The 20,470-nt window shown below is 69.4% G+C and carries 14 protein-coding genes; 7 read left to right on the forward strand and 7 right to left on the reverse strand.

All coding sequences use genetic code 11. The features are described 5' to 3' along the window. Positions 1-6: 6 nt before the first annotated feature. The gene (locus AB0F17_RS40545; RefSeq protein ID WP_358034317.1) at positions 7-1,929 is read right to left on the reverse strand and encodes a sialidase family protein; all 1,923 of its coding nucleotides are present in this window, start codon (positions 1,927-1,929) and stop codon (positions 7-9) included. Between the two features lie 543 nt (positions 1,930-2,472). Between AB0F17_RS40545 and AB0F17_RS40550 the strand changes: the two genes are divergently transcribed. The 3 genes from AB0F17_RS40550 to AB0F17_RS40560 are packed head-to-tail and all read left to right on the forward strand — an operon-like array spanning position 2,473 to position 5,986. After that, entirely contained in the window at positions 2,473-3,030 is a 558-nt protein-coding gene (locus AB0F17_RS40550; protein ID WP_358034320.1) for an ATP-binding cassette domain-containing protein, read from the forward strand. Beyond that, the gene (locus AB0F17_RS40555; protein WP_358034322.1) at positions 3,027-5,390 is read left to right on the forward strand and encodes a YhgE/Pip domain-containing protein; all 2,364 of its coding nucleotides are present in this window, start codon (positions 3,027-3,029) and stop codon (positions 5,388-5,390) included. The genes AB0F17_RS40550 and AB0F17_RS40555 overlap by 4 nt, the downstream gene beginning before the upstream one ends. After that, entirely contained in the window at positions 5,387-5,986 is a 600-nt protein-coding gene (locus tag AB0F17_RS40560) for a helix-turn-helix domain-containing protein (protein WP_358034324.1), read from the forward strand. Before AB0F17_RS40555 ends, AB0F17_RS40560 begins: the two co-directional genes overlap by 4 nt. A gap of 32 nt (positions 5,987-6,018) precedes the next feature. Here the strand turns inward: AB0F17_RS40560 and AB0F17_RS40565 are convergent, their stop codons facing one another. The 5 genes from AB0F17_RS40565 to AB0F17_RS40585 all read right to left on the reverse strand — a co-directional run bounded on the left by AB0F17_RS40565 (position 6,019) and on the right by AB0F17_RS40585 (position 13,716). After that, complete coding sequence (locus AB0F17_RS40565; RefSeq protein ID WP_358034327.1) at positions 6,019-8,409, reverse strand: glycoside hydrolase family 2 TIM barrel-domain containing protein; 2,391 nt, start codon at positions 8,407-8,409, stop codon at positions 6,019-6,021. A 49-nt stretch (positions 8,410-8,458) separates the two neighbouring features. After that, the gene (locus AB0F17_RS40570) at positions 8,459-9,766 is read right to left on the reverse strand and encodes an MFS transporter (RefSeq protein ID WP_358034330.1); all 1,308 of its coding nucleotides are present in this window, start codon (positions 9,764-9,766) and stop codon (positions 8,459-8,461) included. A gap of 149 nt (positions 9,767-9,915) precedes the next feature. Further along, positions 9,916-12,123, reverse strand: a complete 2,208-nt coding sequence (locus AB0F17_RS40575) for a glycoside hydrolase family 3 C-terminal domain-containing protein (protein WP_358034332.1) — start codon at positions 12,121-12,123, stop codon at positions 9,916-9,918. A 35-nt stretch (positions 12,124-12,158) separates the two neighbouring features. After that, positions 12,159-12,449: a hypothetical protein gene (locus tag AB0F17_RS40580; RefSeq protein ID WP_358034335.1), complete on the reverse strand. Its 291-nt coding sequence runs from the start codon at positions 12,447-12,449 to the stop codon at positions 12,159-12,161. Between the two features lies 1 nt (position 12,450). Continuing rightward, entirely contained in the window at positions 12,451-13,716 is a 1,266-nt protein-coding gene (locus AB0F17_RS40585; RefSeq protein WP_358034337.1) for a family 1 glycosylhydrolase, read from the reverse strand. A gap of 247 nt (positions 13,717-13,963) precedes the next feature. Here AB0F17_RS40585 and AB0F17_RS40590 point away from each other — a divergent pair, with 247 nt between their 5' ends. The 3 genes from AB0F17_RS40590 (at position 13,964) to AB0F17_RS40600 (ending at position 18,935) form a co-directional block, all read left to right on the forward strand. Then, the gene (locus AB0F17_RS40590) at positions 13,964-14,941 is read left to right on the forward strand and encodes a LacI family DNA-binding transcriptional regulator (RefSeq protein WP_358034339.1); all 978 of its coding nucleotides are present in this window, start codon (positions 13,964-13,966) and stop codon (positions 14,939-14,941) included. A gap of 152 nt (positions 14,942-15,093) precedes the next feature. Further along, a complete protein-coding gene (locus tag AB0F17_RS40595; protein ID WP_358034342.1) occupies positions 15,094-17,478 on the forward strand; it encodes a glycoside hydrolase family 3 N-terminal domain-containing protein in 2,385 nt (794 codons plus the stop codon). Beyond that, positions 17,475-18,935, forward strand: coding sequence for a family 43 glycosylhydrolase (locus AB0F17_RS40600; RefSeq protein ID WP_358034346.1), 1,461 nt, complete (start codon positions 17,475-17,477; stop codon positions 18,933-18,935). Before AB0F17_RS40595 ends, AB0F17_RS40600 begins: the two co-directional genes overlap by 4 nt. A gap of 206 nt (positions 18,936-19,141) precedes the next feature. Here the strand turns inward: AB0F17_RS40600 and AB0F17_RS40605 are convergent, their stop codons facing one another. Beyond that, positions 19,142-19,702, reverse strand: coding sequence for a TetR/AcrR family transcriptional regulator (locus AB0F17_RS40605; protein WP_358034348.1), 561 nt, complete (start codon positions 19,700-19,702; stop codon positions 19,142-19,144). Between the two features lie 130 nt (positions 19,703-19,832). Between AB0F17_RS40605 and AB0F17_RS40610 the strand changes: the two genes are divergently transcribed. Continuing rightward, on the forward strand, positions 19,833-20,470 hold a 638-nt coding region (locus AB0F17_RS40610), incomplete at its 3' end, for an alpha/beta hydrolase fold domain-containing protein (RefSeq protein ID WP_358034351.1).

Genomic DNA, 20,470 nt, shown 5'->3' on the forward strand with positions numbered 1-20,470 from the left:
GCCGCCTTAGCTGACGTGGTCGAACGGCAGCCGCAGCCCGAGCCGGCCGCCGATCGGGAGGTTCCACTGTCGGATCAGGTCCAGCTCGGCGTCGGTGACGGCGCGCCGGTAGACGCGTACCTCGTCCAGCGTCCCGCGGAAGCGGTCCACGCCGTCCAACCGCTGTCCGATGTGGATTCCCTCGAGCCCGAACTCCTTGCCGAGGGTCACCGAACCGGCCGGCGCCGCCGCCGACGAGACCTGCACGCCGTCCACCAGGAGCCGGAGCTCGCCACGTACCCGCTGGAGCACCACGAAGTGCCACTGCCCGTCGTTGTACGCGCTCGGCGACTGCACGGTCACGTTGAACCGGTCGACGGAGAGGACCGCCCGGATGCGGTTGCTGGCCGGCTCGGCCCGCAGCCACAGCGCCGGCGGGTTGGTGCCCCGGTTCACCCGGTGGAACCAGAGGATCGTGTGCGAGCCGGTCTGCTCCGAGTACCGGATCCAGGAGGTCAGGGTGAAGTCCTTCGCGCCGAGGTCGATGGAGTCGTTGAACGCCACCTCCACCCGGTCGTCCACCCGGTCCAGGGCCAGCCCGTCGCCGAAGCGCCCGTCGGTGGTCTGCGCGTCACCGCGGACATACGCCTGGTTGTGGTACGGCGACTTGTCCGGCGTCGTCGGGCCGGGCGCCGGGGGACCGGGGATGCCGGGCGGGGTGCCGTTCGGCGTCTCCAGGTACGCCTCGTTGAACCGCGCGAACCGGATCTGCTCGTACGGCGTGATGGTGCCGGCCTCGTACATCAGGGCCGCTTCGTCGCCGTCCAGACGCACCATGTCCGAGTACGCCGACGGCCCCCAGGAGAAGACCTTGCCCTCGTTCCAGGTCTCGAAGTGGCGCCCCTCGTCGTAGGACGACCGGATCCCCATCGCTTCCCGGGCGCCCGGGTGCATCGGCGAGGAGAAGAGGATGCGCCCGTCGCTGAACCGCAGCAGCGACGCCTGGATGTCGGTCGTCGCCAGCGCCGGTGTGGTGCGGAACGGGGCGTCCCACGTCTGGCCGCTGTCGCTGCTGGTCGCGTAGGCCCGGCTGCCCTCGTCGGTGCCGCGCTCGCGGGCCGAGGCGTAGATCCGCCCGTCGGTCAGCTCGATGACGGTGACCTCCTGGGCGATGACCGTGCCGTCGTCGCGGGACGTCTCGGCGCCGATGTTCCAGGTCACGCCGCTGTCGTCGCTGTAGAGCAGGTGCGTGCCGTAGACGTGCTTGCCGACCCGGTCCCAGCTTTCGAAACTCGCCCCGACGACCAGCCGGCCGGCGTGCGGGCCGAGCTTGAGCTGGATGCCGTGCATCGGGCCGGTGGCGTACCAGAAGTTCCACTCCGGACGCTTGCCCTCGGTCATCTCCCTGGCAGCCGACCAGGTCGCCCCGTGGTCGTCACTGAACTGCACCCAGGGGTCGCGGTCACAGCCGTTCGGGCACGGCTCCCCGCCGTTGTGGGTGCTCACCAGCACCACCCGCCCGGTACGTTCGTCGACGATCGGCACCGGGTTGCCGTGGGTCGTGCCGTTGCCCTCCGAAAGCACCTGCAGTGGTCCCCAGGTCCGCCCGCCGTCGGCGGAACGGCGCAGCACCAGGTCGATGTCCTCGTCGTCGCCGCAGTCCTTCACCCGTCCCTCGGCGAACGCCAGGACCATGCCGTTCGTGGCCCGCACCACAGCGGGGATCCGGAAGCAGCCGTATCCGAAGTCGCCCTGTTTGTAGAGCACCTGCTCGTCCACGAACGGTGCGGCGTCGGCGGTCGCACCGGCCTCGGAGGTTGCCATCGGCGCCGCGCTCGCCGGCGCGCCGAACGCGCTGACGAGTAAGCCCGCAAGCACCACTACGGCGCCCACCCGGCGGAGCCGGGAGCGGCGCCCGGTACGGCCCTCCGGAGGATGACCATCGCGCATGTCCTCGTCCTTCCTGGCAGGAGAAGATTATGAACGGACATCCTACGTCCAACGTCCTACGTTAAACAGATGGTGAACGTAGAATGTTCACCAGAGGGCGAATGCGTTGCCCGGCTTGTAAAAGCGTGTCCGGTGCCAGAACTGGTGCAGGGTAGTTGACCTGGGCATCAATGCGGAGCAGGTCCACGCGGCCTCGATGCCCAACGCAGGTACGGCTTGGCGTCCAGGTCAGCGAGGCGACCGTGCGGCGCATCCTGCGCTCCCACCGCTTCGGTCCGGCGCCCCGGGAGCCAGTACCGGCTGATCGGTTGGTCGTTGAGTCGGCGCAGGCAGCCGACGAGTCTGGGCCGGAGCGGCGGCTCTCGTCAGTGAGCGGGTGGCGCAACCAGAGCCGGGCAGCGGTGCCGGGTCAGGTGTGAGACCTCAACGGGTGCACTCCGAGCATCCCGAAAGGTGACGAATGCCACCACATCTCCTTGAGTGCGGTCATGCGAACTGGCCCTATATTTGTACTGACTGGTCAGTATAAGTGATGGAGTTGCGATGATCATTGCGGAAGGGCTGGCGATCGAAGGGGTGTACCCGGCGGTCTCGTTGAGGGCTGGGGCCGGCACGCTCACGGTGGTCGCGGGTTCGGCGGGAAGTGGGCGGACGAGCCTGCTGCTGACGCTGGCCGGGCGGATGAAGCCCACGAAAGGCGCCCTGAAGGTCGCAGGCCACGCCAGGCGCAGCGCCATCCGCAACGCCGTCTCGTTGGCGCTGATCGACGGGGTGACGGATCTGGATCGGTCGCTGACGGTCGGGGAGCACCTGCGGGAGCGGCGGCGTCGGCCGTACCAGGAGATTCTTGAGCGGGTCGGGCTGGCGGGCCAGGAGCGAGTGCTGGTTCGGGAGCTGGATCGGGAGCAACACGTGCGGCTGGGTGTCGCGCTGGCGCTGCTGGACGAACCCAAGGTGATCGTCGCAGACAACGTGGACGCGGGTCTGCCCGTCGCCCGGCAGCAGGCGCTGTGGAACCTGCTGCGCGAGCTGGACCACGCGGTGGTGGCCTCGTGCGTGGTGCCGCCCGCCCGCTTCGACCAGCTGGTGGAGCTGTCATGAAGGGCATGTTGCGGTCGCGGCTGACGAGGGCGGCGCTGGCGACAGTGGTGGTGCTGCCGCTCCTGTACGCGGGCCTGTATCTGTGGTCGTTCTGGGACCCGCAGGGCAATCTGGACCGCGTGCCGGTCGCCTTGGTCGTCGAGGACCAACCTGCCCAAGCTGCGGGCAAGACCCTGAACGCGGGCCGCGACCTGGCCGGCGAGCTGCGGAAGCGCGACGTGTTCGGCTGGCACGAGACCACCGCGAGGCAGGCGGCGGACGGGGTCGCGGACGGCACGTTCTACCTGTCGCTGACGGTGCCCGCCGATTTCAGCGCCAAGCTGGCCTCACCCGGCGACGACGATGCCGTCCCGAGCCCGGCGCGGCTCGGGCTGCGCGTGGACACGGGCCGCAGCTACATCATGGGCAGCATCTCGGACGCGGTGTTCAATGAGGTACGGGCGGCAGCCGAGCGCACCGCGATCCACGGCTACTTCGACAACGTCTTCGTCTCGATCGGCGACATCCACGACAAGACGACGGAGGTCGCCGAGGGCGCGGACAAGCTGCACGACGGCGCCGTGCGACTCGGTGACGGCGTCTCCCGGCTCGGCAGCGGCCTGGGCACGGCCGAGGACGGCGCCCGGCGGCTCTCCGCCGGTCTGAACACCGCCGGCACCGCCACGGGCAGGCTGCGTGACGGCTCGGCCCAGGTCACGCAGGGCCTCACGCAGGCACAGCAGGCGATCGGGCAACTGCGCGACGGCCTGACCAAGCTCCATACGGAAGGAACTGCTCCGCTCAGTTCCGGCGCGAGGGAGGCTTACCAGCAGGTTCACGCTCAGACTCGTACGGTCAACCAGCTCGCCGACACCTACGTCCCCGTGCTGGACGCATGGGGCCCCCAGATCTCCCAGGCCGCCGAGGCGGTCGCCGACGCCGCTGACAAGGTCGCCGGCAGCGGAGGGTCGTCAACCGGCGCGAGGCAGGCGGACGCGGTGGCGGACCGCGCTCGCGTGGCGAACGCCCAGGCCGGAAGCGCGGCCGACAACGCCAGGCAGGCGAGCTCGCAGGCGCAGGCCGCGATCGACCGCCTCGGCACGGACGCCGACCCACAGGTGCGCGACCTGCTGCGGAACGCGGCAGCCGCCGCGCGCCGGGCCGCCACCCAGGCGGACCAAGCCCAGAACGCTGCCCGGACCAGCGCCGGCAGCGGTGCGGGAAGCGGTGCGGGAAGCGGTGCGGGAAGCGGGACCGACGGCGTCGCGGACCTGCGGAACCAGGCGCGGGAGCTGGCGAAGCAGGCTCGCGAGATCGCGGCTGTGGCGCCCCAACTCGGCTCTGGGCTGGACCAGGCCAGAAACCAGCTCAATGCGCTGGACGCGGGCCTGGGCAAGCTGGCCGACGGTGCCGCGAAGGTGAACACGAGTCTGGGCACGGCCGCGACTGGCGCGAACCGGCTCTATCAGGGCGCGACCAAGCTGGCCGACGGTTCCCGGCAGGTCACGAACGGCGTCGGCCGGCTGGGCGGCGGGCTGGTCAGGCTGAGCGACGGCGCGAGCGAGCTGCACACCGGCGTGGACCGGCTCCACGACGGCGCGGGCCAGGCGGACAAGGGCGCGACCAAACTCGCCGAGGGATCGAAGGAGCTGTCAGGCGGGCTCGGCGACGGCGCCACCCGGATACCCGACTACGACAAGAATCAGCGCGACGCCCGCGCGGACGTGATGAGCGACCCGGTCCGGCTGGCCAAGACCATCGACAACAAGGTGCCCAACTACGGCACCGGCTTCGCGCCGTTCTTCCTGCCGCTGGCGCTCTGGGTCGGTGCGATGATCGCGTACATGGTGCTGAAGCCGCTGAACCAGCGGCGGCTGGCGGGCACGACGGGCGCGGTGCGGATCACGCTGGCGGGCTGGCTGCCGGGCGCGGCGCTCGGGGCGGCCCAGGTAGGCGTGCTCGTGGCGGTGCTGCGGTTCGGGCTCGGGCTGGAGGCCGCGCACTGGGCCGGGCTCATCGGGCTGCTGCTGCTCGCGACCGCCGCGTTCATGGCGGTCGTGCAGGCGGTGAACGCGCTGCTCGGCCCGCCCGGACGGATCGTGGCGCTGGCGCTGCTGATGCTGCAGCTCACCTCGGCGGCCGGGACTTATCCCATCGAGACCTCGCCCGGATTCTTCCAGACGATCTCGCCGTGGCTGCCGATGAGCTGGGTGGTGTCGGCGCTGCGCAGGCTGATCAGCGGTGGCGATCCCACCGTGGTGTGGCAGGCTTGCGGCGTGCTGTCGCTCTTCCTCGTCCTCGGGCTCGCGCTCACCACGCTCGCCGTGGAGCGCGGCCGCATCTGGTCCGTCAAGCGCCTGCACCCGCAGCTGGCGCTGTGAGCGAACGAAGCGAGCGCACCGCCAGACGCGGGAGCAGGCCGGACACCCGGCAGAAGGTGTTCAGGGCGGCGGTGGAGCTGATCGCCGAGCATGGGTACGCGGCCACCACGGTCGACGCCATCGCCGAGCGGGCCGGGGTGGCCAAGGGCACCGTGTTCTACAACTTCGGCAGCAAGGAGGGGCTGTTCGAGGCGCTGCTGGAGCACTCGATCAACTTGCTCGCCGAGGCGCTGGCCGACGCCGACACCGGGGAGAGCGCGCTGGACGCGCTCGACTCGGTGGTGCTCGGCCAGCTCAGATTCTTCGAGGAGCACGGGGCCTTCGCCCGGGTGCTGCTGGCCGAGATGTGGCGTACGGCGTGGCAGGAGGCGGTGGCACGGCTGCGCCAGAGCGCGCTCGGCGTCTACACGAACGTCCTGCGCAGGGCCGCCGCGAACGGCGAGGTCCGGGCCGACCTGGACGTGGAGACGGCGGCGACGGCCGTGTTCGGCATGGTCCTGACGGTCGCCATCGAACGCCGCGCCCTGTATCCGGACCGGCCGCTCGAGCGGACTCACGCGACACTGGCCGAACTCCTGCACGGCCGCATCAAGTAGCTTCGCGGCCTTGGCGGATGACGGACTCGCGATCAATCACGCTCTTCCACCTCGATCATGATCTCAACGGTGTCGCATTCCGGGGCGGAGGCGAGCAGACGGATCTTGCCGGTGCCGGTCGGGCGCAGGATGGCGAGGGCGCGGCCGTCGTAGGTGCGGCGCTCGGTGGCGTCGAAGCGTTCCTCGGTATCCGGGTCGGCGCTGCCGAAACCGAGCAGGACGCCGTCGCCCGCGACCTCCAGCGTTATCGGGCGGTCGGCACAGGTGCGGAGGGTTCCGTCCGCGTCGGTCAAGGTGAGGGCGACGTAGGCGAGGTCGCCGCCGGTCGCCGTGATGACCGGCCGATCGGCCTGGGCATGCAGCAGCACCGGGCCCGCCGCGGACCGTAGCAGGTGGCGGCCTGTCTCGCCGCCGTCGCGGTAGGCGATCGCGAGCAGTTCACCCGGCTCGTAGCCGGTGTCGAACGCGGTGCGGAAGCGGTCCACCGGCTGCCGCCCGAGGGAGCGGCCGTTGAGGAGGAGTTCGATCTCGTCGGCGTCGCCGTAGACCTCGATCGTGATGGGCGCACCTTCATGGCCGGGCCAGGTCCAGCTCGAAACGGTGTCGCTCCACGCCCACGGGGTGCCGGTGAAGGTCTTGCCGTGGTGCTCGGGCCGCTGGACCGCGATGTACGGCTGGGAGCGCAGGCCGAAAACTATCTCGCGGTAGAAGGAGGCGGGCCGCCGGTGGCCGGTGATGTCGATGTCGCCGCAGCCCGCCAGCAGGTACGGGTACGGCGCGACGTGGACGGGCCGCTCGCCGTACTGCGGGCGGCCGATGCCGACCTCGCCCAGGTAGTCCCAGCCGGTCCAGGTGAAGTCGCCGATCACCGTGCTGTGCCGCTGGACCAGGGCCCAGAGGCGGTCGATGCGGGTGGGGAAGGTCTCGGTGCCCAGGATGATCCGGTCTGGGAACTTCTCGCGGTCGAGCGCGTAGCGGCTGTCGGAGTAGTTCATCCCGGCGACGTCGAGCACGCTGTAGGACTCGGCTGTGCGCTGGGTGACCAGCTCGGAGGCGCTGATCGCGTTCATCATGTCGCCGGCGTCGGCCATCAGCGTGTTGACGCCCGTCGCCTGCTCTCGCAGGGTGGCCAGGTCGGACATGACGGCGAGCATGTTGTTGATCGCGTTGGTGACGTAGCGGGTGCCGTCCAGGGAGCGGACCTTTTCGGCGAGCTTGCGTCCCTGCGCGGCGCCGGAGGGTGTGCCGGTCTCGGGGATCTCGTTGCCGATGGAGTACATGATGACGCTGGGGTGGTTGTAGTCCTTGGCGACCATGGCCTCGATGTCGCGTTCCCACCATTCGGGGAAGTTCAGGCTGTAGTCGAACGGGCTCTTGGCCGAGGTCCACACGTCGAACGCCTCGTCCACGACGAGCATGCCGAGCCGGTCGCAGGCGTCCAGCATGGCCCTGCTCATCGGGTGGTGCGACATGCGGATCGCGTTGAACCCGGCCTCTTTGAGGATCCGCACGCGGCGCTCTTCTGCGCGGGCGAACGTCGCCGCACCCAGCGGGCCGTTGTCGTGGTGGACGCAGGCGCCGCGCAGCTTGACGCTCTCACCGTTGAGGCGCAGCCCGTGCTCGGGGTCGAGCCGCAATGCACGGATGCCGAACGTGACGCACTCGGCGTCGAGGTCCTTGAGCGCAACGTCGCAGGTGTACAAGGCGGGCGAGTTCACGCTCCACAACGCCGGGCCGCGTACGTAGAGGCGCTGGCGAGCGGTCGCCGGTTCACCGGGCAGCGCCGTGACCGCCGAGGTGCCGGAGGCGACGACGGCGCCGGACGCGTCGCGGAGCTCGGTGACCAGATCCACCGTGCGGATGGCGATCGAGTCGTTCACCACCGTCGTCGCGACCTCGACCACCGCCCGCTCCGCGTCGATGTCGGGGGTGGTGACACGGACGCCGTCCGGCGCGATCCGGACCACCTCGCCGACGAGCAGCCAGGTGTCGCGGTAGATGCCCGCGCCGGTGTACCAGCGGGAGTCCTCATGACCGCGGGCCTCGACACGGATCTCGTTGTCCTGCCCGAACCGCAGGAAGCGATCGGCGTCGATGAAGAAGGTCGAATACCCGTACGGGCGCTGACCGGCGTAGTCACCGTTGACGTGCACGACCGCGTCACGGTAGACGCCCTCGAACTCGATGACGATCCGCTTGCCCCGGTGCTCTTCGGGAACGAAGAAGGTCTTGCGGTACTCGTACACGCCGCCGGAGAAATACGCCGAGGGGCCGCCGGTGATGGAATCGACCCGGTCGCCGGTGATCATCGCGTCGTGCGGGAGCCTCACCTCCTGGAACGGCACCGTCTGGCCGGACAGTTCGGCGAAGGGGTTGACCTTCGGCCGTACCTGCCAGTCGTCGTTGAAGGACGTGCGGATCACGCGTGCTCCTTGCCGAGTTCGAAGCGGAACGATGGGGGTTTGGAAGGGTTCAGCGGACGGACTTGACGCGCAGGAGGACCACCAAGCCGCCGGCCAGGGTGAAGGCGCCGGCGACCAGGTAGATCAGGGGGTAGTTCTTCTCGCCCCCATCGGAGCCGATGGCCAGGAAGACCGGCGCGACGAAGGGTGCGAGCCCTTGGGCGAGGGAGCCGGACAGGCCGTTGATGCCGGTGTAGCGGCCGGCGTCGGTCTCCCGGTCGGGTAGCACGTCCAATGAGAGCGCTCCGTCGACGGAGGAGAACAAGCCGATGCCCAGATTGCCCAACAGCGCGCCACCGATGAGCAGCGGCAAGCCCGACGACAGCGCCATGGTGGCGGCGCCGGCCGCGACCGCGGCACCGCCGAGCAACACGAAGATTCGGCGGCGGCGCAGCTTGTCGGACAGGAAGCCACCGCCGACCGCGCCGATCATCGCGGCGGCGATGCCACCGATCGCGAAGACCCCGACCAGGCCGGCCGCCTGCTCCACGCTCATGCCCAGCCGAGCGGCCAGGAAGAATGCGGTGAAGGTCGAGTAGAACGTGATCCCGGCCATGAACAGGAGCCTGCCGACCCAGTTCCACGCGAAGTCAGGGACCTGACGCGGGTTGAACAGATACGGGCGGACCAGCATCCGGGCGGAGAAGCGCTCGTCCGACCTGGGCAGCTCCCGGCTGTCCGGCTCGGGCACCAGCCAGATGAACAGGGCCAGCGCCACCGCGCCCACCGCGCCTGGCACGAGGAAGAGCAGAAGGCTGTCCCTCGCCAGCGTGCCCGCGACCATGGCGCCGGTGACGGGCGCGAGCTGCTGGACCATCCCGGTCAGACCGGCGACCCTGCCGCGCTGCGACTCCGGAAGGCGATCGGCTTGCGCGGCGTTCAGCATGCCCATGACCGAGCCCCAGCCGATGCTGGCCAGCACCCAGCCAAGGCCGAGCATGAAGACGTTGGGTGCCTCAGCCAGCACGAAGAGGGCGCCGACCCCGAGGACGGTCAGACCGATCAGGTACGGTCGGCGACGGCCGAGTCGGCTGCGCGTGCGGTCGCTGAGCATCCCGGTCACCGGCGTCGCCAGCAGTGAGGCGGTGGCTCCGGCGCCGGTGATGTAGCCGAGGTACTCCTCATGGCCGGGAGCGATCTGCGAGACCTTGATGGCCAACGAGATCGCGATGGGTGTCACGAGCGCCATGTACGAGCCGAACGTGGCGAGGACGATCAACCACATGAAGGTGGCGTTCACCTTCGGCAGGTCGGCGGAATCAGTCGTTCTCTGATCGGTGGTGGTGAGCGGTGGCTGGTCGGCAGGGATGGATGCCATGAGGACCTCGCGGGGGTTCGCGCAATCTGGAGAAGCGCTTGGGCGGGAAGGCTCGGCGTCGTGTCGGGCTGGATGACCTTGCTACGGGTGGCTGGGTGGGATGCCGATCAAGGGCTTGCGCGTGCGTCAGCCGGCTCCCGCGGGCTTCGTCAGGTGACCTGGTTGAGCAGGTCGGTGACGTCGAGGCGGGCGCCGCTCATGGCGATCAGCCTCGTCAAGGGCAGCGATTCGATCATGCGGAAGATCTCGGGGTCGTGGGTGACCGAGGATCCCGGTCCCGCGCTCAACACTTTGAGGAGCAGCGGGCCGCCGGTCGGGTGGGCCAGCCACTCGCCGATGGGTGAGTGCGGGGTGAGGGGCTTGAGGAGTGCGGGGGCGTCCACCGTCACGGTGGTCCGCAGGCGCAGGTCGCGAGAGGATGCGCCGACGGCGATCTCGAAGGCGCCGGCCTCCAGCACCCAGCGGCCGTGTGCGGGGCTGTAATAGGACAGGTCGCGTGGGCTCAGGTCGAAGGTGATGGGAGCGGACTGGCCGGGTACGAGCTCGATCTTGGTGAACGCCTTGAGCTCGCGGACGGGGCGGTCGAGGGAGGATTCGAGGTCGCCGACGTAGATCTGCACGACCTCCTTGCCGGTGACCGGGCCGGTGTTGGTCACGGTGAGTCGCACCCGCACGGCGCCCTCGTCCACCTCGGTGTGCAGGTCGGAGTAGGCGAAGGTGGTGTAGGACAGGCCGTGCCCGAAGGGGTGGGCGACCTCCATGTCCTTGGCGTCGTAGTAGCGGTAGCCGACGTACAGCCGCTCGCCGTAGAGCACGGAGCCGTCGGCTCCCGGGAAGTTGAGGTGGGCGGGGGTGTCGGCCAGGCGCAGGGGTATCGTCTCGGCCAGTCGGCCGGAGGGGTTGACCCGGCCGGTCAGCAGATCGGCGACCGCGCCGCCGCCGGCCTGGCCGGTCAGCCAGCCTTCGAGGATCGCCTTGGCGTGGTGCTGCCAGGAGGCCATCTCGACGACGCCGCCGTTGGCCAGCACGACCACCACGTCCGGGTTGGCCTCGGCGACGGCCGCCAGCAGCCGGAGCTGGACGGCGGGCAGATCGAGGTGCTCGCGGTCGAAGCCTTCGGACTCCTCACCTTCCGGCAGGCCCAGGAACACCACGGCCACGTCGGCGGCGGCCGCCGCCGCTGTCGCTTCGGCGAGCAGCGTCGAGTCCTCCTCTCCGGAGAGCAGGAAGCCTGGCGCGAACGACGCGTGCGGCAGCTCGTCGAGGACGTTGTCCACCCGGGTGGGGTTGACCTGCGAACTGCCCGCTCCCTGGAACCGCGGTGTGCGGGCGAACTCGCCGATCACGGCCACGCGCGGGCGAGCGGCGGGGTCAAGGGGCAGGATCGCGTCGTCGTTCTTGAGCAGGACGGCCGATTCGGCGGCGGCCAGCCTGGCCAGCACGTGGTGGCGCTCGACGTCGACGACCGGCTCGCCCGCCTCCGCCGTACGGTTGAGCAGCGTCAGCAGTCGGGTGACAGCCTGGTCGAGCACCGCCTCTTCGATGCGCGCGGTCTCAACCGCGGTGACGAGCTGCCGTGCGCTGGCGCCGTTCGTGGTCGGCATCTCCAGATCCAGGCCGGCGGCGACGGCGGCCACCGGATCGGAGACCGCGCCCCAGTCCGACACCACCAGCCCGTCGAACCCCCACTCCTGGCGCAGCACGTCGGTCAGCAGCCAGCCGTGCTGACTGGCGTACACGCCGTTGACCTTGTTGTAGGCGGCCATCACCGTCCACGGCTTGGCGGTGGTGACGACATGCTCGAAGGCGGCCAGATAGATCTCGCGCAGCGTGCGCTCGTCCGCCTCGGCGCTGACGCGCATGCGGTCGGTCTCCTGGTTGTTGGCGGCGAAGTGCTTGACCGAGGCGCCCACTCCCTGGCTCTGAACGCCGTGCACCAGCGCCGCCCCGAGACGGCCGCTGATGACGGGGTCTTCGGAGAGGTACTCGAAGTTGCGCCCGCACAGCGGTGACCGCTTGATGTTCACGCCGGGTCCCAGCAGGACGGCGACGTCGGCGGCTCGGCTCTCGGCCCCGAGCGCCTCTCCCACGCGGGTGAGCAGGTCGACGTCCCAGGACGATCCCAGCGCGGCGGCGGTGGGAAAGCAGGTGGCCGGCACGCTCGCGCCGAAGCTGAACTGCTCGGCCTCCGGAGCCAGTTTGCGCAGGCCGTGTGGGCCGTCGGTCAACGTGATCGACGGGATCTTCAGGCGTTCGATACCCGCCGTTTCCCAGGCGTTTCGCCCGGACAGCAGCGCGGCCTTCTCTTGCCGGGTCAGGGCTGCGAGGGCGGCCGGGATGTCGATCTTTTCGGGCACGGAGAGTCCTTTGCGATGGGGTCGGCGCGCTTGCGTCAGAGCGATTCCTCGAGCGTGAGGCGCCACTGCCACGCGTACTCGCTGCCGGACGGCCGGTAGGGCGGGCGCGTGTCGGGGCCGAGCATTCCGGTGCCGACGCCGCGGTGGACGATGTCGAGATGGATCACGGTCGCCTCGCTCGGCGGCAGTTCCCACCAGTGGGCGGCGCCGAGCTCGGCCTGGGGTGCGGGCAAGAGCTGGAAGTCCCACTCCCCGTCCAACCCGATCTCGGGCGCGCGGCGCAGCGCGTGCATGGGCAGGCGGTTCACGGCGGCGTCGATGGTCACGTCACAGCCCTCCCCGGCGCGCGACCTCGCCCAGCCAGGCCGCGCTGGGTTTGGGATGACGCTCGAACGTGTCGCGGTCGACGGCGACGATGCCGAAGGTGGGCTGGTAACCGAGCATCCACTCGAAGTTGTCCAGGGCCGACCAGTAGTAGTAGCCGCGTACGTCGAGGCCGTCGGCCAGGCAACGCTCGACGCCTTCCAGGGCCAGGCGGATGAAGTCGGCGCGGCGGGTGTCGTCGTCGGTGGCGATGCCGTTCTCGGTGACCAGCATCGGCAGGCCGGCCGAGGTCGCGCGCCGGAGCACGTTCTCCAGCGCCTGGGGGTAGAACTCGTACCCCATCTGGGTGAGCTCGGCGCCCTCCGGATGGAACGCCGCACCCTGGGCGTCGAGCAGCACCCGGCTGTAGTTCTGCACGCCGAGAAAGTCGTCGCCCGCCAGAGCCGGCAGGTACTCGTCGAACATCTCGGCCCACCGCTCGCCGGCGGCCTTCTCCCCGCCCGGCTCCGCCTGCATGTCCTGCAGCGCGAGGGTGAGGCCGACCTGGGCCGACGGGCTGACCTCCTTGATCGCTCGGCGGGCCTCGACGTGGGCGCGCTTGACCACGGCCAGGGCCGCGTCGCTGAAGGTGAGCAGGAACAGGTTCAGCTTGTCCGGGGTGGTGCCGAGCGCGGCGGCGCCGGCCTCGCGCCACTGGGCGCGCCCGCCGGTCACCGGCTCGCGCACGCCGACCGGCGCCTGCTCGGGCTTGGCGCCGGTCATGTCCTCGATCATCCGGCGGGTCAGGGTGGCGATGTTGGCCTCGTTGATGGTGCACACGTACGGGATCAGCGGGCCGAGCTCGCTCATCACCGTCCGGCAGTAGGCCGCGAACCGCTCCGGCGTGCCCTCGTACTCCCAGCCGCCCAGCCTCATCAGCCAGGCCGGGCTGGTGAAGTGGTGCAGTGTCACCATCGGAGTGATCCCGAACTCGTGGCACGCTTCCAGCACGTCCCGGTAGTGCGCGATCGCGGCCCGGGAGAAGACCCCGTCCTCGGGCTCGACCCGAGCCCACTCGATGGAGAAGCGGTAGCTGGTCAAGCCGAGCTCCTTGAGCAGGGCGAGGTCCTGGCGGTAGAGGCGGTAGTGGTCGCAGGCGTCTCCGCTGGGCTCGGCGAACAGGCCGTTCACCGCGTGCTCCATCACCCAGAAATCGCTGGCGACGTTGTTGCCTTCGACCTGATGGGCGGCGGTCGCCGTCCCCCAGAGGAAACCCTCGGGAAAAGCCACAGAGGTGCTCCTTCTCATGCGCGGCGCCCTACGACAGGATGAGATAGCGCCTATTAACTCGCGTTACCAACGCGGGTTAACGTTAACAGGAGATGTCCCGAGAGCGGCAAGACATGTTCCTGTAACAGATCCGCAACGGTGCCCGGCGTCCTGGACCGCGCATGGCTCACCTGCTCAACGCGCGTTACCAGCGGGCACTACGATGAACCAAGGCCAAGAAGGCCGGATACCTGCGACGTGAGGACACATGACGCGACCTGCCAAGCGGATCACCAGCTCCGATGTCGCCCGAGCCGCGGGCGTCTCGCGCACCACGGTGAGCTTCGTCCTCAACGACAAGCCCGGGTTGTCGATCCCCGAGGAGACCAGGCGCCGCGTCCTCGACGCCGCTCAGCGGCTGGACTATCGTCCGCACGCCTCCGCTCGCACGCTCGCGGCCGGGCGCAGCGACGTCGTCCTGCTCTCCATCCCCGACCTGCCCATCGGACCGGGGATCAGCCGCTTCGTCGAGGAACTCGCCACGGCGCTCGCGGCGTACGGCCTGACATTGGTCACCCACGTCGGGGCGGCGCACGGGCGGCCGCTGCCCGACGTGTGCGCGACCGTCGACGCCTCGGTGGTCATCGGGTTCTACGCCTTCGATCCCGACACCACGCAATCCCTGCACCGGGCCGGGGCTCATGTGGTGCTCCCCGCTGAGACGGATGCCCCTTCGCCGATGAGGCAGGTCGGCCGGCTCCAGGCAGAACATCTGATCGGCCGGGGACACCGGCGGCTCGGTTACGCGCTGCCGGGGCATCCAGGCCTGCTGCCGATGGCCGATGAGCGCCTGCATGGCGTGGCCGACGCGTGCGCCGAAGCCGGCATCGATCCGCCCATGGTGCTGACCACCCACCTCGAGGTCGACGGCGCGGCCAAGTCGGTGACGGAGTGGATCGACGGCGGCGTGACGGGCGTGTGCGCCTTCAACGACGAGACGGCGCTCGCCGTACTCGCGGGACTGCACGCCAACGGCCGCACCGCCCCTGACGCCCTGGCCGTCATCGGAGTCGACGACATCCCCCCGGCCCGGCTGGCGATTCCGCCACTCACCACCGTCGGCTGGGATCTGCACGAAGTGGCACGACACCGCGCCGAAGAGGTCATCACGAGTCTGTCGGGCCAGGAACCCCGCCATGCTCCGCCCTCCATCAACCCCCAGGTCGTACAGCGCTCATCCAGCTGAAAGCCGGCCTCGGGAACCGCGGTGCACGGCAGGCGATCGGGCATAGTTATGTACCCGTTACATCGATCCGGCTTGTTGTGCCTGTGCTGGCTGCAGTTCTATTAACGCGCTTTAGTAATGCGCGTGATCTCGGGAGGTAACTCATTTCCACCTTGCCATGGGGCCCCGAAGACATCTCGGGACTCGTCTCCAAGCTGACCCTTGAGCAGAAGATCGCACAGTTGAGCGGGTTCAGCGTGGCGGAGCTCTTCGTCCGGCCGAGCGACGGGGGCGCCTCGACCGGGCCCACACCGGATCCGGGCCTCGTCGCGACCCTGCGTCCGCATGGTGTGGGGCACCTGTCGTTGGCGTGGTTCCTCGGGCACGACGCCGAAAGCCTGCGTGAGGCGCTCGCGGGAATCCAGGAAGCGGTCCGGGAGACCTCGCCGTTCGGCATGGGGGCGCTCGTCCACAATGAGGGCATCAACGGGTTCCTCCATGTGTCGGGCGCACAGTTCCCCACCGCTTGGGCACAGGCGGCGACGTGGGATCCCGGTCTGATCGAGCGGTCCGCCTCGGTGACCTCGGCGCACATGCGGCACGCCGGCGTACAGTTGCTGTTCTCGCCGGTCATGGACATCAACCGCGACCCTCGGTGGGGCCGCGTGCACGAGACCTACGGCGAGGATCCCGAGTTGGCCGCGCAGATGGCCGTGGCGTTCGTCCGCGGCGTTCAGGGCGCGGACCAGGAGAACGGCGTGCTCGCGACGGGCAAGCACTTCCTGGGCTACGGCGCCTCTGAAGGCGGCCTCAACACGGCGGCCACCCAGCTGGGACGGCGCGCCCTGGTGGACGAATACGCCGAACCGTTTCGCCGGTCCATCACGGAGGCCGGACTCTCGGTGGTGATGAACTCCTACAACGAGATCGACGGCATTCCCTCCGTCTCCAACCCTTGGCTGCTGACCGAACTCCTGCGCGGCAGGCTCGGCTTCGACGGCATGGTCGTCAGCGACTACGACGCGGTGAACCTGCTGCGCCTGGCCTACCGGACCGCGACCACCGAGGGGGAAGCCGCCCGGCAGGCGCTCACCGCGGGCCTGGACGTCGAACTGCCCGGCGACATCAACTTCGCGGCCCTTGTGGCCGAGGTCGAGAGCGGTCGCCTCGACGAGAGCGTCATCGACACCGCCGTCACCAGAGTCCTCACGGTCAAAGCCCGGACCGGCCTGATCCCCGCGTTCACCCGGGCGTCCGAGCGGCCGGTGCGACCCGGCATCGAGGAAGCCGCCGGCATTCGGCGCTCGATCGCGGAACACGGCCTCGTCCTGCTCGGCAACGATGGCACCCTGCCGCTGACTCCGGGTGAGCGCCGCATCGTCGTCGTCGGTCCCGGTGCGGACGAGCTACGCATCCATTTCGGCGCCTACACCTCGGTGGCCGCTCGCGAGATGCCCATGGGCATGCTCGCCGTACAGGGGGGCGAAATCCCCGGCGTGGACCCGGAGACCTTCGTGTTCACCGACATCTTCCAGACCCGGATGCCCGGTCTGGAAGCGATCTTCGAAGCCGAAGCCCGCAAGGTCCACCCCGCCGCCCTCACCGTGCTCGATGCCCTGCGACGGATCGACGCGGAGGTCGACTTCGTGCCACTGGGCTCGTTCAGGATGGATCCCGGCCACGTTCTCGACGCCTCGGAGGTACGGCAGGCCGTCGAAGGCGCCGACTTGGTCATCGCGGTCGTTGGTGAACGTACCGGATGGGTGGGCACCAACACCGCGGGGGAGGGCCAGTCGACTGCCTCGCCGTCACTCCCAGGAGATCAGGAAACTCTGCTCGCCCTGCTTGCCGCCACCGGCAGAGCGCTCGTGACCGTGGTCGTCTCAGGCCGGCCACTGCTGCTGGAGCCGGTGGCGCGGGCCTCCAACGCCGTCCTCCTGGCGCCGCTCCTGGGCGAGGAAGCCGGTACGGCCATCGCCTCGGCGATCTTCGGAGCGGTCAATCCGAGCGGCAGGCTGCCGAGCACGTTCCCCCGTCATCTCGGGCAACTCCCGATCTATCACGGGCACCACCATGGCAGTGGGTACGGCCATCCGACCGGGACCCGCCACGGTTATGGAGACCTTGAGAGCCAAGGGCCCCTCTACCCGTTCGGCCATGGGTTGTCCTACAGCTCTTTCGAGATCGAACTCGACGAGCGAAACGGGCCCGCCGTCGAGCTGATCGACGGGAGCGTGCGCGTCCGCGTCATGGTGTCCAACACCGGCCCGGCGGACGGCGAAACGGTCGTGCAACTCTACGCGCGCGACGAGAGCGCGTCCGTTGTCCGCCCTGTGCGGCAGTTGATCCAGTTCCAGCGCATCGGCCTGGCCGACGGTGAGGCGAGCGCGATCGTGCTCGAGGCTCCGATCGAGCGGCTCCACTACACGCTGCCCGACGGCCGTCGCGGCATCGAGGCGGGTGAGGTCACGGTGCTGGCCGGGTTCAGCAGCGAGGACATCAGATGCAGCGCGACGGTCACCATCGAGGCCGGCGCCGACCAGGAAGAGACGGCGTGACCGTCAATCCCATCATTCCCGGCTTCTACCCCGATCCGGCGATCTGCCGGGTCGGCGGGGACTACTACCTCGCCACCTCCAGCTTCGAGTACTTCCCCGGGGTGCCGATCTTCCACAGCCGGAACCTGACGGAGTGGGAGCAGATCGGCAACGTCCTGGACCGCCCCACGCAGCTGAACGTGGCCCCCGGGCTCGCCGGGGCCGGCTCGGGCATCTACGCCCCGACCCTGCGTCACCATGACGGTGTCTTCTGGCTGGTCACCTCCAACTTCAACGACATCCGCAAGGGACACCTCATCGTGCGGGCCGAGGACCCGGCCGGCGACTGGAGCGAGCCCGTCCACACCGAGGGCGCGATCGGCATCGACCCCGACCTCGCCTGGGACGACGACGGCACCTGCCAGCTCACGTGGTCCATGCTGGGAATCACCCAGGCGACGATCGACCCGGTCAGCGGGCGCCTGCTGTCGCCGCCGCGGAAACTGTGGAACGGAACAGGCCTCGCCCACCCCGAGGGCCCGCACGTCTTCACCCGCAACGGCTGGTGGTACCTGCTCATCGCCGAAGGCGGGACCGGGCCCGGCCACAGCGTCTCCATCGCCCGCTCCCGCTCCATCACCGGACCGTTCGAAGGCCACCCCGCCAACCCGATCCTGTCCCACAGCGGCACTGACCACCCCGTCCAGAACACCGGCCACGCCGACCTGATCGAACTGGCCGACGGCCGGTGGGCCATGGTCCACCTCGGCGTCCGCCCCCACGGCACGCACCCGCACTGGCATGTCAACGGCCGCGAGACGTTCCTGACCGGCATCGAATGGGACGACGACTGGCCGGTGGTGGTGGAGGACGCCTTCACCGTGCCGATGACGGACACCTCGTTCGTCGAGGAGTTCCCCGCCGCCGGCCTGCACCCCAGGTGGATCTCGCCCGGCACCGACCCCCGCACGTTCGTCCGCGGCCGTCCCGGTGGCGGCATCACCCTGCTCGCCGGCCGTTGCCCCACATCTCGCGAGGCCCAGCGCCTGCTCGCGGTACGGGCCCGCGACGCCGGGTGGCAGGCCTCAGCCACCCTTCCCGAAGGAGACGCCGCTCTGGTCGTCCGCCTGGACGACGCACACTGGGCGGCCATCGAACGACGCGGCGACGTCCTGTCGGTACGGATGGTCATCGGTCCGCTCGATCAGACCCTCGCGACCGTTACCGGCATCGGAACCGACCGGCCGCTCACCATACGCGTCGTCCCCACCGAAGAGGACTTCACCCGCCGCTACGGACCCGACCGGCTCGAACTGGGCTTCCTCAACGACGGCTCCTTTCACGCCATCGCCGACGTCGACGGCCGTTACCTGTCCACCGAAGTCGCCGGCGGCTTCACCGGCCGCGTCGTCGGAGTCGAAGCCCTCGGCACCGACGCCGTCCTGACCAGATTCGACTACACGGCACAGGTCTCCTAGCGGGTGGCTCATGGGCAAGACCTCATTCTGCGCCTGGTCCGGGAGAATCCCTCGTGGGGGTTACGTGCGTCACGAGGGTGCGGACGGGCGCAGGTGCGGAGTCTGCAGGCCCGGTTCGGCCGCGCCGGCCGATCCAGACCGCTCTCCTGGCGTTTGGCCAAGCGGTTGAGGCGACGTATTCGGTAGCTGAAGGGCGGAGGCCGCTCCTACCGAGTTGATGTGGCCGATAGTCCGGCCAGGATGACGTCGAGCGCCTTCCGGCGTTGCTCGACGGTTTCGGTCACGTCGGCCATGCGGACGAATGTGGCGATGTCATCAACGGTGATGTCCTCGCGCAGCCCACCCGCCGCCCGTAGGCGATCGGTCGCGGGGCCGACGACGTTGGTGATCAGGCGGTGGGCGTACTCGCCGGTGCGGCGGCTCACGCCCGCCAGTTTCGCGAAGGTGGCCACCTCGTCTTCCTGCATCGCACAGCTTTGTGTGAAGACGAGCCGGAACGCCTCGTGGGGGTCGTCGATCTGCGTCGCCTGGTCGGCGTTGTGCTGCACATCGCGGATCATGTCGTCGAGAACACCCTCGATCAGGTCATCCTTCGTGGGGAAATGCCGATAGAGGCTGCTGGTCGCCATCCCGGCCCGGCGGGCGACCTCTTCCAGGTTGATGTCGGGACCGTGCTCCATGAATGCCGCCTGCGCCGCGGCGAGGAGCTTCTGCCGGTTTCGCAACTGGTCCTTGCGCGGTGCCCGCACGGGTGATGTACCTCCCACCCTCAAAATGGTAGCACCACTCCGACTTTCCGGGGTAAGCTCAAACCGGGAGTTGAACTCCCGCTTTAGGCTGAGGCCTCCTGGCATCGGCCCGCTGGCCGACGCACCCCGAAACGAGTGTGGTACCACCATGTCAAGATCCATCTTCCACCCCGACCTGCGGTTCGCGCGTTTCCTGCCCCGCTCGACCGTCGGTCCGCGCAGCCTCGGGCTGATCCGGCAGTTGGGCGCCTGCAGCGCCCGTCGACCTCCCCCCGGAGGCAGCATCGAGTGGGTCAACGAGGAGGTCTCGGTTCGCGTCTTCCGGCCGAAGTCGCCACGACCGCTCAGTCCCGCGTTGCTGTGGATCCACCGCGGTGGTCTCATCATTGGCACTGCGGCCATGGCGGATCGGATGTGCCGCGAGGTGTCCGAACAGCTGGGCGTCGTCGCGGTGGCGGTGGAGTATCGGCTGGCACCCGAGCATCCCTTTCCGACTCCACTCGAGGACTGCTACGCCGCGCTTGGCTGGCTGGCCCGGCAGCCGGCAATCGATTCCGAACGCATCGCGATCGGTGGAGACAGCGCCGGCGGTGGACTGGCCGCGGCACTGGCTCTGCTGGCCAAGGAACGTGACGAGGTGCACCCGGTGCTGCAAGTGCTGTCCTATCCGATGCTGGATGACCGGACCACGTGTCGGCGTACTACTTGGAGTGCAGAGCTGAGTACGGGTAAACGTGCAGAGCTGTCAGCGCTGGTCGGTCGAGAGTGGTTCGGGTGGGTGGCGTA

Origin of the sequence: Nonomuraea sp. NPDC026600 (assembly GCF_040638335.1) — a bacterium.
GTDB lineage: Bacteria > Actinomycetota > Actinomycetes > Streptosporangiales > Streptosporangiaceae > Nonomuraea.

Bases quoted from the DNA above. Each gene is read 5' to 3' on its own strand.
- AB0F17_RS40545 (WP_358034317.1), bottom strand. From the start codon at position 1,929: ATGCGCGATGGTCATCCTCCGGAGGGCCGTACCGGGCGCCGCTCCCGG.
- AB0F17_RS40550 (WP_358034320.1), top strand. From the start codon at position 2,473: ATGATCATTGCGGAAGGGCTGGCGATCGAAGGGGTGTACCCGGCGGTC.
- AB0F17_RS40555 (WP_358034322.1), top strand. From the start codon at position 3,027: ATGAAGGGCATGTTGCGGTCGCGGCTGACGAGGGCGGCGCTGGCGACA.
- AB0F17_RS40570 (WP_358034330.1), bottom strand. From the start codon at position 9,766: ATGGCATCCATCCCTGCCGACCAGCCACCGCTCACCACCACCGATCAG.
- AB0F17_RS40590 (WP_358034339.1), top strand. From the start codon at position 13,964: ATGACGCGACCTGCCAAGCGGATCACCAGCTCCGATGTCGCCCGAGCC.